Source organism: Streptomyces sp. NPDC048291 (assembly GCF_043201715.1).
Classification (GTDB): Bacteria; Actinomycetota; Actinomycetes; order Streptomycetales; family Streptomycetaceae; genus Streptomyces.
The window spans coordinates 524760-539732 of the sequence record NZ_JBICZC010000003.1 but is presented as its reverse complement, the minus strand read 5'-3'; the positions used below and the strand labels follow the sequence as shown (position 1 = coordinate 539732).

Annotated in this window: 10 protein-coding genes; all 10 read left to right on the top strand. The window is 74.0% G+C overall.

Going from position 1 to position 14973, the window contains the following annotated elements; all coding sequences use genetic code 11:
* The first annotated feature begins 126 nt into the window (after positions 1–126).
* The 10 genes from ACGF5O_RS09990 to ACGF5O_RS09945 all read left to right on the top strand — a co-directional run bounded on the left by ACGF5O_RS09990 (position 127) and on the right by ACGF5O_RS09945 (position 14871).
* Positions 127–1983 (top strand): asparagine synthetase B family protein, encoded by a 1857-nt coding sequence (locus ACGF5O_RS09990; RefSeq protein ID WP_393809408.1) that lies wholly within the window; start codon positions 127–129, stop codon positions 1981–1983.
* Positions 1984–2075: 92 nt separating this feature from the next.
* A complete protein-coding gene (locus ACGF5O_RS09985) occupies positions 2076–3695 on the top strand; it encodes a condensation domain-containing protein (protein WP_393809407.1) in 1620 nt (539 codons plus the stop codon).
* Positions 3692–5080, top strand: a complete 1389-nt coding sequence (locus ACGF5O_RS09980; RefSeq protein WP_393809406.1) for an MFS transporter — start codon at positions 3692–3694, stop codon at positions 5078–5080. The genes ACGF5O_RS09985 and ACGF5O_RS09980 overlap by 4 nt, the downstream gene beginning before the upstream one ends.
* Before the next feature lie 9 nt (positions 5081–5089).
* Complete coding sequence (locus ACGF5O_RS09975) at positions 5090–6508, top strand: condensation domain-containing protein (RefSeq protein WP_393809405.1); 1419 nt, start codon at positions 5090–5092, stop codon at positions 6506–6508.
* A gap of 262 nt (positions 6509–6770) precedes the next feature.
* Positions 6771–7787 (top strand): amino acid--tRNA ligase-related protein, encoded by a 1017-nt coding sequence (locus ACGF5O_RS09970; RefSeq protein ID WP_393809404.1) that lies wholly within the window; start codon positions 6771–6773, stop codon positions 7785–7787.
* Between the two features lie 59 nt (positions 7788–7846).
* Entirely contained in the window at positions 7847–8692 is an 846-nt protein-coding gene (locus ACGF5O_RS09965) for a class I SAM-dependent methyltransferase (protein WP_350790012.1), read from the top strand.
* A gap of 68 nt (positions 8693–8760) precedes the next feature.
* Positions 8761–9690 carry an FAD binding domain-containing protein gene (locus tag ACGF5O_RS09960; protein ID WP_393809403.1) on the top strand — a complete coding sequence of 310 codons (930 nt, stop codon included), beginning with the start codon at positions 8761–8763 and terminating at the stop codon, positions 9688–9690.
* Entirely contained in the window at positions 9687–12542 is a 2856-nt protein-coding gene (locus tag ACGF5O_RS09955) for a molybdopterin-dependent oxidoreductase (protein WP_393809402.1), read from the top strand. The genes ACGF5O_RS09960 and ACGF5O_RS09955 overlap by 4 nt, the downstream gene beginning before the upstream one ends.
* Positions 12539–13795 (top strand): His/Gly/Thr/Pro-type tRNA ligase C-terminal domain-containing protein, encoded by a 1257-nt coding sequence (locus ACGF5O_RS09950; RefSeq protein WP_393809401.1) that lies wholly within the window; start codon positions 12539–12541, stop codon positions 13793–13795. The genes ACGF5O_RS09955 and ACGF5O_RS09950 overlap by 4 nt, the downstream gene beginning before the upstream one ends.
* Complete coding sequence (locus ACGF5O_RS09945) at positions 13792–14871, top strand: LD-carboxypeptidase (protein ID WP_393809400.1); 1080 nt, start codon at positions 13792–13794, stop codon at positions 14869–14871. The genes ACGF5O_RS09950 and ACGF5O_RS09945 overlap by 4 nt, the downstream gene beginning before the upstream one ends.
* The last annotated feature ends 102 nt before the right edge of the window (positions 14872–14973 follow it).

Genomic DNA, 14973 nt, shown 5'->3' with positions numbered 1-14973 from the left:
GCCCGCCCGGCGGAGCCCTTCGGTGGAATCCCGACGGAGGGTCGCCCGGTACCGCCCCCACCTAGCGTGACGGCGTCAAGGCGACGCGGACCAGCCGGTCCGGGCCAGCGGGTCCGGGGGCATCGCGTGGCGCGCAGCAGACGGCCGTGGGCGAGGTGGGACCGGGTGGCGGGCATCGCGGGATGGACCGACGGACAGCGTGATCTGACACGCGCGGACGCTGAGGTGACCGGGATGCTCACCGGCCTGCGGGTCCGGGCCCCGCACGACGGCGGCACCTGGAGCGAGCCGCGTGCCGCGCTCGTCCAGCGCGGCGACCCCGGCCGGCGCGGGCCCGCCGCCCCGGCCACCGTCCGCGAGGACGGCCGGACCGTCGCCGTCGCCGTGTGCGACGGCCATCTGCGCAACGCCGCGGCCCTGTGGGACGCGCTCGGCGCCGGCCGCCACCCCGGTCCGCACCCGCCCGCCGCCTCGGAGGTGATCGCGCGGGCCTACCTGCGCTGGGGCACGGGACTGGCCGAACGGCTCGAAGGACTCTGCTCGTTCGCCGTCTGGGACACCCGGTCCGGTGACCTCGTGCTGGGCCGGGACCGGTTCGGTGTCCGTCCCCTGAGCTGGATCCGCACACCCGGCGGCGTGGTCTTCGCCTCCGATGTCGCCGTCGTGACCGCGCACCCCATGGTCACCCCCGAGGCCGATGCCGACGCCCTGTGCGCCCTGCTCACCCTGATGCGCGAGGACGGCCGCGGCGCCCTGAGCGGCGTCAAGGAGGTCCCGCCCGCCACCGTGCTCCGCTTCACCCCGGAGGGCGCGGTCCGCGCCCGCGCCTACTGGTCCCTGGAGGCCCGCGAACACGTCCTCGACGCGGACGCCACCGCCAAGGAGGCCGACCGGCTGCTGCGGGCCTCGGTCGCCGCGGACATCGAGGACGATGAGACGGCCGTGCTCCTCTCCGGCGGGCTGGACTCCAGCGTGCTCGCCGGACTGGTCGCCACCGGGACCGGGCGCCGGCCGGTCACGGGCACCGTGTCCTTCGCCCGCACCACCTCCCGCATCCCCGACCGCCCCTTCATCGAGGACGTCGTCCGCTTCTGGGACTGCGACCACGAGGACGTCGTCGTCGACATCGACCAGGTCCTCGACCCCGCGATCCGCGAAGAGGTGCTCGCCGCGAAGGACTACCCCACCCCCTGGGGCGACAAGAACGTCACCCCGTACCTGCTCAGCCGGTCCCTCGCCGCGCACTGCGCCGTCGGGCTCTCCGGCGAGGCCGCCGACACCATGTTCGGCGGTCTCTACGGCGACCTCGACGGCGTGCCCGAACTGACCACCTTCCCCTGGCTGGAACAGGCCCGTCGGTTCGGCGTCGCGCACGGCATCGGCACCGGCCTGTTCCACCCCGACCTGCTGCGCGTCCTCGACGTCGACGGATACCTGGAACGTGTGTTCCGCACCGCGCTCGATCGCGTCCCCGTCCTCCCGGACGACTCACCGGGCCGCCGCACCGTACGGCAGATCGACCATCTGACCGTCACCCGGCTGCTGGAGCAGACGATGCTGCACACCGAACGCCTCGGCGCCGCCGCCGGGGTCCAGATGCGGTTCCCGTTCGCCGACCACGCGCTCTACACGTTCATGTACAACGTCCCGGTCGCCATGAAGTTCACCGGCGGACGCACCAAGAGCATTCTGCGCGACCTGGCCCGCGACCTCGTGCCGCCCTCCGTCCTGGAACGCCGGAAGTCCACCTTCCCCGCCCTCTACGACGACCGGTACAAGGCCTTCGTCACCCGTCGCCTGCGCGACCTGCTCGACGACCCGTCGGCACCCGTGCACGCCGTCACGGACCTCGGCGCCGCCGCGCGGGTGGCCGACGATCCCCGACTCCTCGACCGGGGCGGGTGGTTCGGGCGCGCGGACGTGGAGATGCTCCTCCAACTCGACGCCTGGCTGCGCCGCCACCAGGTACGGCTGCGGATCTGACCCGGCCGCCCCTCCGCCGGCGAGGACGCCCCACGCGTCCGGCGCCCCTCATCACGACACCACCACGCGTGGATTCCCGGAGGCGACTTTCGATGAACACCACCCCGAACACCACCCCGAACACGACCCCACTCACGACCCCGCACAGCGTGTCCCTTTCCGTGGGGCAGGAGGCCATGAAGGTTGCCTGGCAGATCGATCCGCGGCAGTGGACCAACATCATCCCCGTCCCGCTCGCCGTCGACGGCGACCTCGATCCCGGCCGACTACGCCACGCGGTCGACCGTCTGGGTACGGCGTTCCCACAGCTCAGGGGCCGTGTGACGGGCAGCCCCGGCAGCCACCGGCTGGACTGGGGCGAGGCCCCGCCGATCCCCGTCACCGAGATCACCTCGCACCTCGCCCGCGACGAGGCCGTACGCCTGGCCTGGCAGACCCCGTTCGACCTGGGCGCCGGACCGCTGGCCCGGGTCCAGCTCCTCACCGGCCCCGACTGGAAGGTCCTGCTGCTGACGTTCCACCACATCGTGGCCGACGGCGCGTCCGTGCTGCTCCTGCTGGAGGCCCTGCGCCGGGCGTACGCAGGGGAGCCGGTCGACGTGCCCGACGACCCCCGCGCCCTCCAGGCGCACGCCCTGCGCTCGGTCCGGCTCGCGGAGGGCACCGACGGCGAACGCCACCGGGCCTACTGGGCCGCCGAGCTGGGCACCGGGATCACCCCTCTCACCCTCCCGGCCGCCCCCGCCGACCCGCCCCGCCCCACCATGCTCAGCGACGTCCTTCCCGACGACCTGGTCTCCGGACTGCGCCACCGCGCCGAGACCTCCGGCGTCTCCTACGTCACCACCCTGATGGCGGGCTACTACGCCCTGCTGCGCCGTCACACCGGTGCCTCGGACGTCCTGTCCTTCCTGCCCTTCCACGGTCGTACCCTGGAGGAGACCCGGCAGCAGGTCGGCTATTTCGTCAACCTGCTTCCGGTACGCGCCCGCGTGAGCGCGACCGACACCTACACCGACGTGATGCGCCGGCTCCGCGGACGGGTCAAGAGCGCCCTCGCCCACGGCGACCTGCCGCTGCCGACGATCATGCGAAGCGCCGGACTGGTGGGCCCGCAGGCCCGCGAACTGACCCACCGCAGCATCTTCCAGTACTGGCACGCAGGCCTGCGCGACGGCCTGGACGTCATGGACCTGCGGCTGGACGCGCCCGGCTGCCACGCGGTGCTCAGCCTCCAGGACATCGAGAGCACCGCCGGTTTCGCCCTGGCCGTCATGGTCCGCGAGGACAGCGCCGGCACCCATGTGCTGTGGAAGGACCCTGCCGGAGCCCTGGGAGAGCCCCTGCTCAAGGCCCTGGCCACCGACTACCAGGACATCCTCTGGACCGTCGCCGACGACCCCGACACCCCTGTGGCCGAGATCCTCTCGAACCCGGCCTCCGGTGCCGTGTCCGGCACCGGCCCGGCGGACCCCGCACACACCGACGACGACGCCCTCGCCACCATGATCGGACTGTGGCAGGACGTCCTCGGCATCGACGACGTCCGGCCCCAGGACAGCTTCTTCGAACTGGGCGGTCACTCGCTCCTCGCCGAGAGCCTGATCATCGAGGTCTCCCGCCGGTTCGGCCGCGAGGTGGACCTGAGCGTCCTGTTCAGCCTGCCGCGCCTGGCGGAGTTCACCGAACACGTCGTCGGACCGCGCCCGTGAGCGATACCGGCACCGCCCCCGACACCGGCGCGGCCCGCGGCACCGGCCCGTGGCGCCACCCGGCGCTGCGGGCCGTGCTCGCCGCGGAGTGCGTGTCGATGCTCGGGAGTTCGCTGAGTGTCGTCGCCGTGCCGTGGCTGATGCTCACCCGGACCGGATCGGCCGGTGCCATGGGCGTGGTGATGGCCGCTCAGATGGCCGGGACCACCCTGATCGGCACCCTGGGCGCCTCCTGGACCGGTCGCGCGGGATCCCGCCGCGTGATGCTCCTGGGCGATGCCTGCCGCGGGGTACTGATCGCGCTCGTCCCGCTCCTGGCCTCGACGGGAACCCTCGCGGTGCCCCTGACCGCCGCGGCGATGTTCGTCTTCGGCGCCGTGATGGCGCCCTACTCCGCAGCTCAGCAGGCCACGCTCTCGGACGTCGTCGGCGAGGACGGGACACTCCTGAGCCGGGCCACCGCCGCCCTCCAGGGTGCCATGCGGCTCAGCATGATGCTCGGACCGCCCCTCGCCGGCGTCCTCGTCGCCCTGTTCGGCTCGGTCCCCGTGATCCTCGCCGACGCCGCCAGCTTCGCCCTGTCGCTGCTGGTGCTCCGCCGCTTCCTCCCCCCGGCCGTCCCGTCGCCGGCCCCTCCCTCGCGGCTGGGCGCGGCGGGCGTACGCGCGCTGCTCGCCGATCCCCTCACCGCCACCTGGTCGCTCGCCCTCGTCTGTTCCGAGTTCGCCTGGCAGGGCCTGTTCGCGGCCCTGCCGGTCGTCGCCCTGGAGTTCGGCGACCGCGGGCCCGCGGTCGCCGGCGCGCTGTCCGGTGCCTTCGGCGCCGCCGCCCTCACCGGAACCCTGCTCGTCGGCCCCCTGCTGCGGCGCCTGTCCGCACCGGTGCTCGCGGTCGGCGGCCGGGTGCTCCTCGCTCTCTGCTTCCTGGTCCTGCCGCTGCCGCTCGGGATCACCGCCGTGTTCGGCTGCCTGGTCCTCGCCGGACTCTTCAACGGCGTCTCCAGCGCGCCGGTCGCCGCGGTGCGCGCGCTGCGCCTGCCGGCCGCCGTCCGGCCCGAGGCGCTCACCGTGGCCACCGCCGTCGCCCTGGCCGGGGGCACCTGCGGACTGCTCGTCAGCGGCACGACGATCCTGGCGGAGGGAACCCGAACGCTCTTCGTCGTGCTGGCCCTGGCCCAGGTGACGGCGGCGTTCCTGCACCTCGCGGGCTTCGCCGCGGACCGCCGTTCCACCGGTGCGGGACCGCGGACGCGTGCACCGGGCCCGGCGCCCGACCACGCCGACCCGATCGCGAACCCCGGGCCAGCGCTTCCCGGGCAGGCGCCGGGCCGGACGGCGCTCGCGGCCCCTGACGGCGTACCGCCCGCGCAGCCCCGCGATTCCTGAGGAGTTCCGTTGACCGCCCGACCCGCCGAAGTCCCGGCCGAAGTCCCGGCCGAAGTCCCGGCCGAAGTCCCGGCCGGAGCACTTACCGAAGTCCCGGCCGAAACGCTTACCGAAGTCCCGGCCGACGCCCGCGCCGATGCCCCCGCCGACGCCTCGCCCGATCTCTGGCGCGGCGTCCCGCACCGGATGAGCATCGGCCTGCGCCACCAGCTCCGTGACGACGGTTCCCTGCCGTCGGAGAACCTGACCTGCTTCCTCTTCGCGTTCCCCGGCGTCGACATCGACGTGCCCCGTCTGGAGGGGGCGCTGGCGCGTGCCGTGGTCCTCAATCCCGCGCTCGCGCACCGCTACCGGGTCGACCCCGGCCGCGGACCCCAGTACCGCGAGACGGCCTGGCGTCCGCGGGTGGACCTCGTCGAGCCGGTCGCCGCCGACTGGGAGTCCACCCGGGCGACCGCCCGCCGTCTCGCGGACGCCGAGATGACCAGGCCCTTCGACCTGCGCGACGGGCGCCTGCTGCGGACCGCCCTGGTGCGGCACCCGGGCGGGGAGGGCTGCGTCCTGGTCGTCACGGCCGATCACACGGTCTGCGACGGGATCTCCTACGCCCGCTTCCTCGACGACCTGTCCGCCGCGTACCGCGACGGTGAGACGACCGGAACCGACCGCGTCCGGCCCCGTGCCTCCCTGGCCCGGGTCGCCGCCGCCGAACGCCGTGCCCTGGCCGGCGCGGCCCGCGACGAACTCTGCGACGCGTGGCGCCGGCGACTGCCCGACGGCATCCCCGACATGGTGCTGGCCCGGCCCCTGTCCTGGACGGAGTGCACCCCGGAGGGCGAGCAGGCCGCCACCGTCCTCACCGGCGCCGCCTACGAACGACATGTCCGACAGGCCGCCGAACTGTCGGTGTCCAGCTTCATGCTGGCCACCGCCAAGCTGCTGCACGCGATGCGCCCCAGCGTGCTGGGTCCCGGCCTCTCCTTCTTCTCCCCGCTGCCCGGACGCTTCGTGCCCGCCGCCCGGGACGTGCTCGGCAACTTCGTCAGCGTCCTGCCCGTCACGGTGCGGGAACCGCGGTCCGCCGACCTGACCGCCATGGCCGAGGCGGTACGCGAGAGCGTGCTGTGGACCCTGCGCCACCAGGGCGTCCCCTTCGACGTGATCCGGGACGCGGTGGGCAACGGCGGCGCCGGGAACGGGGAGTTCGCCTACGAACGCCGGTCGGTCTTCATCTCGGGGAACCCCGTCATGCGCCTCGAACTGGAAGGCGTGCGCGGGCAGTTGAGCGTACCGACGCTGTCCGACGCCATGTTCGACCTCAGCCTGTGGATCTCGGACACCGGCGACGAACTCCGCTGCAGCGGCGTTTTCCGCAAGCGCCTCCTGGAACGTTCCCTCGTGGAGACCTGGCTCGCCGCCCTCGGCTGAGCCGGGATCAGGAGCCCACGCGGTGCGCTCCCCGCGGCCCGGCGCGGGAGGGCCGCGCCCCACGCCGTACCCATCGCTTTCCCTGCGTCCCGCGCACCCGGCGGTGGCCACGGAACGAACGGCAACGGAACGGGAATCGCCGGGTGCCAGGCTGCGATCAGTCGAAAGGCCGCCGGAGCGAGGACCAACCGCCCCGTGGCCGACGGCCCCTTCCTCGATCCCGTCCCCGACGGGCGTGCGCGAAAAACTGGAGGTCCACGGTATGTCGAAAGTCGATTCACGCCCGCCGCGGGGGCCGCTCACCGAGGCACTGCCGCGCTTCCTGCGGATCCTGGACGACCCGCTGTACACCTCCCTGGTCGACCTCCAGGACCTGGTGAACTACGAGACCGCCGCGTTCTGGCGGGCCCGGCAGGTCAAGGCGCTCCACCTCCCCGTCACGACCTCCTCCATCTCCTCGCCGATGGGCCTGGGCAGCGACTCGCTGCCGGTCCAGGTGGACCTCTTCGGCGTCCCCACCTACCTCGCCGACTCCATGCAGTTCCTCCTGGAGTACGGCTGCCGCATCGCCGACCGGGGCTGCTACTACCTCATGCCGAGCTTCCGCGGCGAGGAGACCGACGCCACCCACCTCAGCCAGTTCTTCCACAGCGAGGCCGAGATCCCCGGCGGCCTCGACGACGTGATCGCGGTGGCCGACGCCTACCTGCGCCACCTGACGGAGGCGGTCCTGCGCGAGCTGGAGGGCCCCGTCGCCCGGATCGCCGGCGGCGTCGAGCACCTCACCGACTTCCTCGCCAAGCCGACCGCCCGGATCACCTTCGACGAGGCCGTGACCGCCCTCGACGGCGACCCGGAGTACTTCGAGTTCCACGACCAGTGGCGGACCATCACCAGGGCGGGAGAGCGCCGGCTCATGGAACTGCACGGTCCCGCCGTGTGGCTCACCCACTTCGACCACCTCTCCGTCCCCTTCTACCAGGCCACCGACGCCACCGGCGCCAAGGCCCTCAACGCCGACCTGCTCATCGGACCCGGCGAGGTCGTCGGCTGCGGCGAACGCCACACCGACGCCGCCCACGCCCTCGGCGCGCTCGCCGCACACGGCGTCTCGCCCGACGACTACGACTGGTACCTGCGGATGAAGCAGGAGAAGCCCCTGCACACCAGCGGCTTCGGCATGGGCGTGGAGCGCTTCTTCATGTGGGTCCTGCGCCATTCCGACGTACGCGACCTGCAGCTCCTGGAGCGCGCCAACGGCCTCCCCGCCACCCCCTGACCCCTCCGGCTCCACCTCTCGGCCCGGACATCTCCCACCCCTCTCACAAGGAGCACCTCATGAACCTCGGCGACCTGACCGCCCAGCAGATCCGCGCGATGAACTACAACGAGCTGATCTCCGTCGTGCGCGAGACCAACCGCCCGCCCGGCGGCGTGAAGACCATCTCCCACCTGGCCGTCGGAGCCCACCTCGACAAGGACAGCCACGTCCTGGAGATCGGCACCAGCACCGGCATCACGGCCATCGAGCTGGCCCGGCTGGTGGGCTGCCGGGTCACCGCCATCGACATCAACGAGCGCAGCATCGCCGAGGCCAGGCGCCGCGCCGAGAGCCTCGGCGTGGACCACCTGATCACCTTCGAGGTCAACGACGCCACCGCGACCGGCTACCCCGACGACACCTTCGACCTGGTCTTCTGCGGCAACGTCACCTCCCTCATCCCGGACCGCGCCAAGGCGCTCGCCGAGTACTCCCGGGTGGTCAAGCCGGGCGGGTTCATCGCCGCCATCCCGATGTACTACGTCAAGCAGCCCTCCGAGCAGCTGCTCGCCGACGTCACCGCCGCCATCCAGGTCACGGTGGAGCCCCTGGAGGAGTCCTACTGGCTGGACTTCTTCCTCGGTGACGGCCGCATCCCGTTCTCCCGCGAGCAGTACACCTTCGACTGGATCTCCGACGAGGTCGTCGAGTCCTTCATCCAGGACATCCTCGCCCGTCCGCACCTCGACGAGCTGAGCGCCGAGGCCCGGGAGGTCCTGGCCGAGCAGTACGCCGTCTACATGCGGCTCTTCCGCGACAACCTCGCCCAGATGGGCTACACGGAGCTCCTGGTGCGCTGCGAGGCGGACGAGCTCGGCGAGCCGGAGCTGTTCGACTCCAGCCCGGTCCTCCCGAGGCCCTGACCCCCGCGCCGCACCGGATCCCCCGGGCTCCGGTGCGGGCCCCGTCCCGAGAGAAGGCGTCGTCGTCCGTGAAGCTCCCCCCGATCGCCCACGTGGCGCCCCGGCGCCTCGGTGAGGCGGTGTCCCGCCTGGCCGACGCCCCGCCGGGCCAGGCCCTGCCGCTGGCGGGCGGCCAGAGCCTCGTCCCGCTGCTGGCGTCCCGGGACCGTACGCCCCGCCTGCTGGTGGACCTCCGCGACCTGGGGGAGCTGACCGGGGTCGGCGAGCACGACGGCTTCCTGCGGATCGGCGCCATGACCCGCCAGCACACCCTCGCCACCCACGCCCGCGTCGGTGCCGCCGCCCCCCTGGTCGCCGAGGCCGCGGCCCGCACGGGCCACGCGTCCGTCCGGCACCGCGGCACCTTCGGAGGCACCCTCGCCCACGCGGCCCACCCCGCCCAGCTCGTCGTCGCCGCGTACGCCCTCGACGCGCGCCTCCTCGTCAGCGGTCCCGGCGGCGCGCGCACGACCGCGCTGCGGTCCCTCTTCGCCGGCCCGGGACTGCGGTACGACGAGATCCTCACCGCCGTCGAGCTGCCCCTGCGCGGGCCGGGCAGCGGCCACGCGTTCGGCCAGGTCGCCCATCCGGTCGGCGGCCGGCCGGTCGCCTCGGTCGCCGCGGTCGTCGACACCGCACCGGACGGCACCGTGCTGCGGGCCGAAGTCACCGTCGGCACCCGGGTCTCCCCGCCCACCGCGGTGGACGTCACCCACCGGCTCCGGGACGCCGGCACCGCCGCCGGGGAGACCGTGCCCACCGGTCCGGGACGGCCGCACCGGCAGGGACCTCCCACCGGACCTCCCGCCGCGTACTGCCGACACGTCGTACGGGTCCTCGCGGACCGCGTGCTGACCGAGGCGATCACCAGGGCACGCCGCCCCGGCGCGGGCGCACCACCCGTACCGAGCGGCTCCGGCCACGACGCACCGCCCGTACCGACGCGGGAGACACCATGACCTGCACACCCGGCACCGCCCCCGCACCACCCCCGGGCGAGCCGCACCGGTGCGGCACCCTCGCCGACCACCTGCGCGACTGCCTCGGCCGCAAATCCGTCCGGCTCGGCTGCGAGGACGGCGTCTGCGGCTCCTGCACGGTGCTCCTCGACGGCCGTACGGCCCGCGCCTGTACGGTCCTCGCCGCGCAGGCCGAGGGGCTGCCCGTCCGCACCGCCGAGGACCCGGGGGACCCCCTGATGCGGCACCTGCGCGAGGTGCTCTGGGCCGAACACGCCTTCCAGTGCGGATTCTGCGCCGCCGGATTCCTCATGGAGATCCACGCCCTGCTCACCGAGCACCCCGACCCCACCGAGGAACAGGTCCGGCACCGGCTCGCGGGCAACCTGTGCCGGTGCACCGGCTACGAGAGCATCGTCCGCGCCACCCTCACCGCGGCCCGCACACGGACACCCGCTCCGCCGGGCGGCGCGCCCACGCCGCCCGTTCCCGCCGCGACCACCGACCCCTCCATCGGCACCAGCGCCCTGCGCGCCGAGGACCGCACCGTCCTCGACGGCCGCGCCCGCTTCATCGCCGACCTCGACCGTCCGGGCGTCCTGCACGCGCGCTTCGTCCGCAGCACCCGTCCGCACGCCCGCATCACCGGTCTCGACATCGCGGCGGCCCGTGCCGCGCCCGGGACGGTCGCCGTCCTCACCGCCGCCGACCTGCGCGGCAGCCTCAACCCGATCACCATCGCCTGCCCCCTGGAGGGCTACACAGCGCCCCACTTCACCCCGCTCGCCGAAGACCGCGTCCGCTTCGAGGGCGACCCCGTCGCCCTGGTCGTGGCCACAAGCCAGGCGGAGGCGGAGCAGGCCGCCTCGCTCGTCGTCGTCGGCTACGACGACCTGCCGCCCGTCCTGGACGCGCGAGCCGGCGCCGACGGCGCGCACCAGCCCCTCTTCCCCGACCTGGACGGCAACGTCCTCTACACCGAGCACCGCGTCCACGGCGACGTGACCGGCGCCTTCGCGCGGGCCGCCCGCGTGGTGCGCCACCGGCTGCGCCAGGAGCGGGTGCAGAACGCGCCCCTCGAACCCCGGGGCGGCCTCGCCTCCTACGATCCCGGCAGCGGCCGGCTCACCTACGACGTGGCGTCCCAGTCGCCGACCTCGCACCGGCAGTACCTGTCCGACGTCCTCGGCCTGGACCTCGACCTGGTCAGGGTCCGCGTCCCCGCGAACATGGGCGGTTCCTTCGGCATCAAGGGCGGGGTGTTCCGCGAGGACATCGCCGTGTGCTGGGCGAGCCGTCACCTGGGCCGCCCCGTCCGCTGGATCGAGGACCGCCGCGAACACCTGATCGCCGCCGGACAGGCCCGGGGCGAGGAGATCGACGTCGAGGCGGCCCTGGGGGCCGACGGCGAACTGCTCGCCCTGCGCGCCGATCTCGTCGTCGACCAGGGCGCCTACCCCGTGCCCCCGGTCGCCAGCGCCGTCTTCGTCGCCATCGTCGGCTGCCTGATCCCGAACGCCTACCGGGTGCCCGCCTACGAGTTCACCGGCCGCCTCACCCTGACCAACCGCACCCCGTACGTCGCCTACCGCGGCCCCTGGGAGATGGCGACGTTCGCCGCCGAACGCACCATGGACCTGATCGCCCGCGCGGTGGGCGAGGAACCCGCCGACTACCGGCTGCGGCACCTCGCGCCGGTGGACGGCCCCGATCCACGCATGATCACCGGCGCCCGGCTCACCGACGTCCCCGCACTCGGCTCGACCCTGTGGCGGGCCCGGCAGGAGGCCGCCGTGGAGGAGTTCCGCGCCCGGCAGGCCGCGGCCCGCACGGAGGGGCGGCTGCTCGGACTGGGCGTCGCGACCCTGCTGGAACCCGCGCCCGGCCCGTGGAGTCTGCACGAGGCGATGGGCGCCCACATGGGTCCCGAACCCGTCCGGGTCCTCTTCGGCCCCGACGGCCGCGCGCAGATCAGGACCGGACAGATCCCGCACGGCCAGGGCCATGTCACCACGCTCGGGCAGATCGCCGCGACCACCCTGGGCCTGCCGCTGGACGAGGTCGACGTCGTGCACGGGGACACCGACCGCGTGCCCTACAGCCTGGCCGGGACCGGCGCGAGCCGGGCGGCGGCCCTCGCGGGCGGGGGAGTGCTGCGCGCCTCCCGCACCCTGCGGGCCAACCTGCTGACGGCCGTCGGGCGCCGCACCGGGCACGTCCCTCTGGACCTGGACGTCGTCGCCGGGAAGGTCGTCGACCGACGCGACGGACGCACCGTGGGCACGGTCGCCGACCTGGCCGCCGCGTGCGTCGCCGCGGAAGGGGAACGGGCGCGGCTCGACGTGAGCGAGGTCTTCGACAGCGAGGAGACCGGCTGGGCGGAGGCCACCCACTGCTGCTGGGTCGAGGTGGACCCCGAACTGGGCACGGTCGCCGTCGACCGCTACCTCGTCGTCGCGGACAGCGGACGCATCATCAACCCGGCGATCGCGGACGGACAACTGCGCGGCGGCGCCGTGCAGGGCATCGGCACCGTGCTCCAGGAACGGTCGGGGTACGGACCCGACGGCGCCCAGCTCTCCCGCGACCTCACCGAGTACCTGCTGCCCACCACCCGCACCGCTCCGGCGATCGACGTCGTCCACCTGGAGTCCCGGCGGACCGGCGACGTGCCCTTCCGCGGCCTCGGGGAGGGCGGCGCGGTCCTGGCCCCCTCGGCCGTGGTGGGCGCCGTGGAGGACGCGCTCGCCCACCTCGGCGTCCGCCTCACCGAGCGCCATCTGCCGCCCTGGCGCGTCCTGGACCTGCTGGCGGCCCACCGGATCCCTACGCCCGTACCGGAGTACCGATGAGACTGAGCAGGATCCCGCACAGCGAACTGCTGGGCGCTCCTCTTCCCGATCCCGACGACACCGAGGCCGACCTCGCGCACCACCTCGGACTGGCCCGCTTCACCGACGCCGGATTCCCCTGGTTCGCCCCGATCGGCCAGCGCCTGGTCACCCACATCCGGCAGGTCGTCCGCAGAGAGATGGAACGCGCCGGGTACGCCGAGTTCCGCGGACCCGCCGTCCACCGCGTCGATACCCTCGCGCCGGCCGGATGGCTGGAGCGGTTCGGCGGCGAACTGATCGGCTTCAGCGCCCCGTTCGAGCAGTACACCCTCGCCGCCACCAGCGAGGAACCCCTGCTGAGCTGGATCGGCTCGGCGGGCCTCGCCTCCCACCGGCATCTCCCCATGCGGCTGTTCGAGTTCCGGGAGATCTTCCGGTTCCGCGACCGGCCGCAGAGCATCTACAACTCCCGCCAGTTCCAGTGCTGTCTGTTCGCCAGCCTGGACACCGACCACACCGCGTACCTCGCCAGCGCGGCGCACGCCCAGCGCACCGTCCGCAAGGTCCTGGACCGCCTGCGGCTGCGCGCCGAACTGGTCCGCGACGAGGCCACCGGCGGCTTCGAGTTCATCTTCCCCTACGCCCGCGGCGACCGTCCCCGCAGCCGCACCATCCCCTACCACCGCGACGCCGCGCGCCCCAGGAGCGCCGAGGACGACATCCCCCAGGGCGGAGTCGCCATGGGCTACGGCTACACCCACACCCCCGCCTTCGACGTCCGCTTCCGCGACGAGGACAACCAGGTGCGGACCCCGGTGATGGGCACCTACGGCATCGGCGTCCAACGCTGCGTGCTGGCCCTGCTGGAACAGCACCGCGTCGCCGAGGGCATCGCCCTGCCCGCCGCGGTGCGGCCCTTCGACGTCACGGTGACCGTCCAGGGCCGCGACCCCGGCACGACGGAAGCGGCCGAGCGGGTCTACCGGACCCTCCTCGACGCCGACGTCAGCGTCGTCCTCGACGACCGGCACGGCGCCTCCATGGGCAGCCGGATGCGCTTCGCCGACTCGGTGGGCGTGCCCTGGCGGGTGGTCGTGGGCCGCGACGCCGCCGGGAGCGGGACCGTCCGCCTGCGCGGTGCGCGCGGCACGGGTGAACCGGAACGAACCCTGACCGTCGACGGCCTCCTCGACCACCTGGCCCTGCGCGGCCACGAGGAGTGGACCGCCGGCCCCGACCGCCGCGACGAGGAGATCGGAGCGACCGCATGACCACGACCACCGAACCGAACACGACCCCGGCCGCGCCCGGCGGCGCCACGCCGGCGCGCTGGCCCGCCGCACTGCCCGCGAACGCCACACTGGGCGTGTGGGCCCCGAGTTCCCCGGCCCCGGTCCTCTTCCCGCGCCGGTTCGCCCGGGGCCTCGCCGCGCTGCGCCGACGCGGACACGCCGTCGTCGTCGGCGACTCCTGCCGGTCCGCACAGGGCCCGGGCACCCTGCCGCCCGCCGCGCTCGCCGAGGAGCTGCACACGCTCCTGGAGGAGACCGACGGCGTCATCGCCGCCGTCGGAGGCTGGACGCTCACCCCCGTCCTCCCGCACCTGGACTTCGACCGCATCGGCCGCGCGGGCAAGCCGCTCGTCGGCTACAGCGACCTGACCTCCCTGGTCAACCTGGTGCCCCACCGGTCCGGACTGATCGCCTTCCACGGCCCCATGGTCGTCTCCGAATGGGGCGAGGCGGACGGCCCCTGGGAAACCACCGAGACCGAGTTCGACCAGTTGCTGGGCGCGCGGCACCCCTGGACCGAGCGGACGGTGCCGACGGCGGGCGACTGGTCGGACGAGAACCTCTTCTGGGACCGTGAGGACGACCGCCGCCGCCACGGCAACAGCGGCGCACAGCCGCCCCGCGCCCTGCGAACCGGTACGGCCGAGGGGCCCCTGTGGGGAGGCTCCCTCCTGGTGCTCGGGCTGCTGCTCGGCACCCCCCTGTGGCCCGAACCCGCCCCCGGCTCGATCCTGTTCCTGGAGGCAGACGGCATGGCCCCGGACGAGTTCTGGGCGCGCCTGGAGCAGTTCCGGCTGGCCGGTGTCCTCGACCGGGCGGCCGGTGTGGTCCTGAGCCGGATCAGCGGTCCGCGGCCGACGTCCTCCGGATTCGCCGGGCACGACGAGACGCTGCTGCGGATCCTGCCGGAGGGCCTGCCCGTGGCCGCGGGCCTCCCGCTGGGCCACGCCGACCCGATGGTCACCCTCCCGGTCGGCGGCACGGCCCGCCTCGACTGCCAGGACCCCGCCGCCGTACCCCGGTTGAGTCTGCTGCGCCCGCGGTCCGCCGGGTGACCACCGGGGCTCCGCGTCCACCGCCGGTACCGGCCGGGCGCGGGGCCCCGGCCGTGACCGCGGCCCGCTGATCCGGCCCGCCCGCCCCACGAGCACCGCGTA

What these genes read in the sequence shown, in the direction of transcription:
- ACGF5O_RS09985 (WP_393809407.1), top strand. Translation starts at nt 2,076, where the DNA reads ATGAACACCACCCCGAACACCACCCCGAACACGACCCCACTCACGACC.
- ACGF5O_RS09970 (WP_393809404.1), top strand. Translation starts at nt 6,771, where the DNA reads ATGTCGAAAGTCGATTCACGCCCGCCGCGGGGGCCGCTCACCGAGGCA.
- ACGF5O_RS09965 (WP_350790012.1), top strand. Translation starts at nt 7,847, where the DNA reads ATGAACCTCGGCGACCTGACCGCCCAGCAGATCCGCGCGATGAACTAC.
- ACGF5O_RS09955 (WP_393809402.1), top strand. Translation starts at nt 9,687, where the DNA reads ATGACCTGCACACCCGGCACCGCCCCCGCACCACCCCCGGGCGAGCCG.
- ACGF5O_RS09950 (WP_393809401.1), top strand. Translation starts at nt 12,539, where the DNA reads ATGAGACTGAGCAGGATCCCGCACAGCGAACTGCTGGGCGCTCCTCTT.
- ACGF5O_RS09945 (WP_393809400.1), top strand. Translation starts at nt 13,792, where the DNA reads ATGACCACGACCACCGAACCGAACACGACCCCGGCCGCGCCCGGCGGC.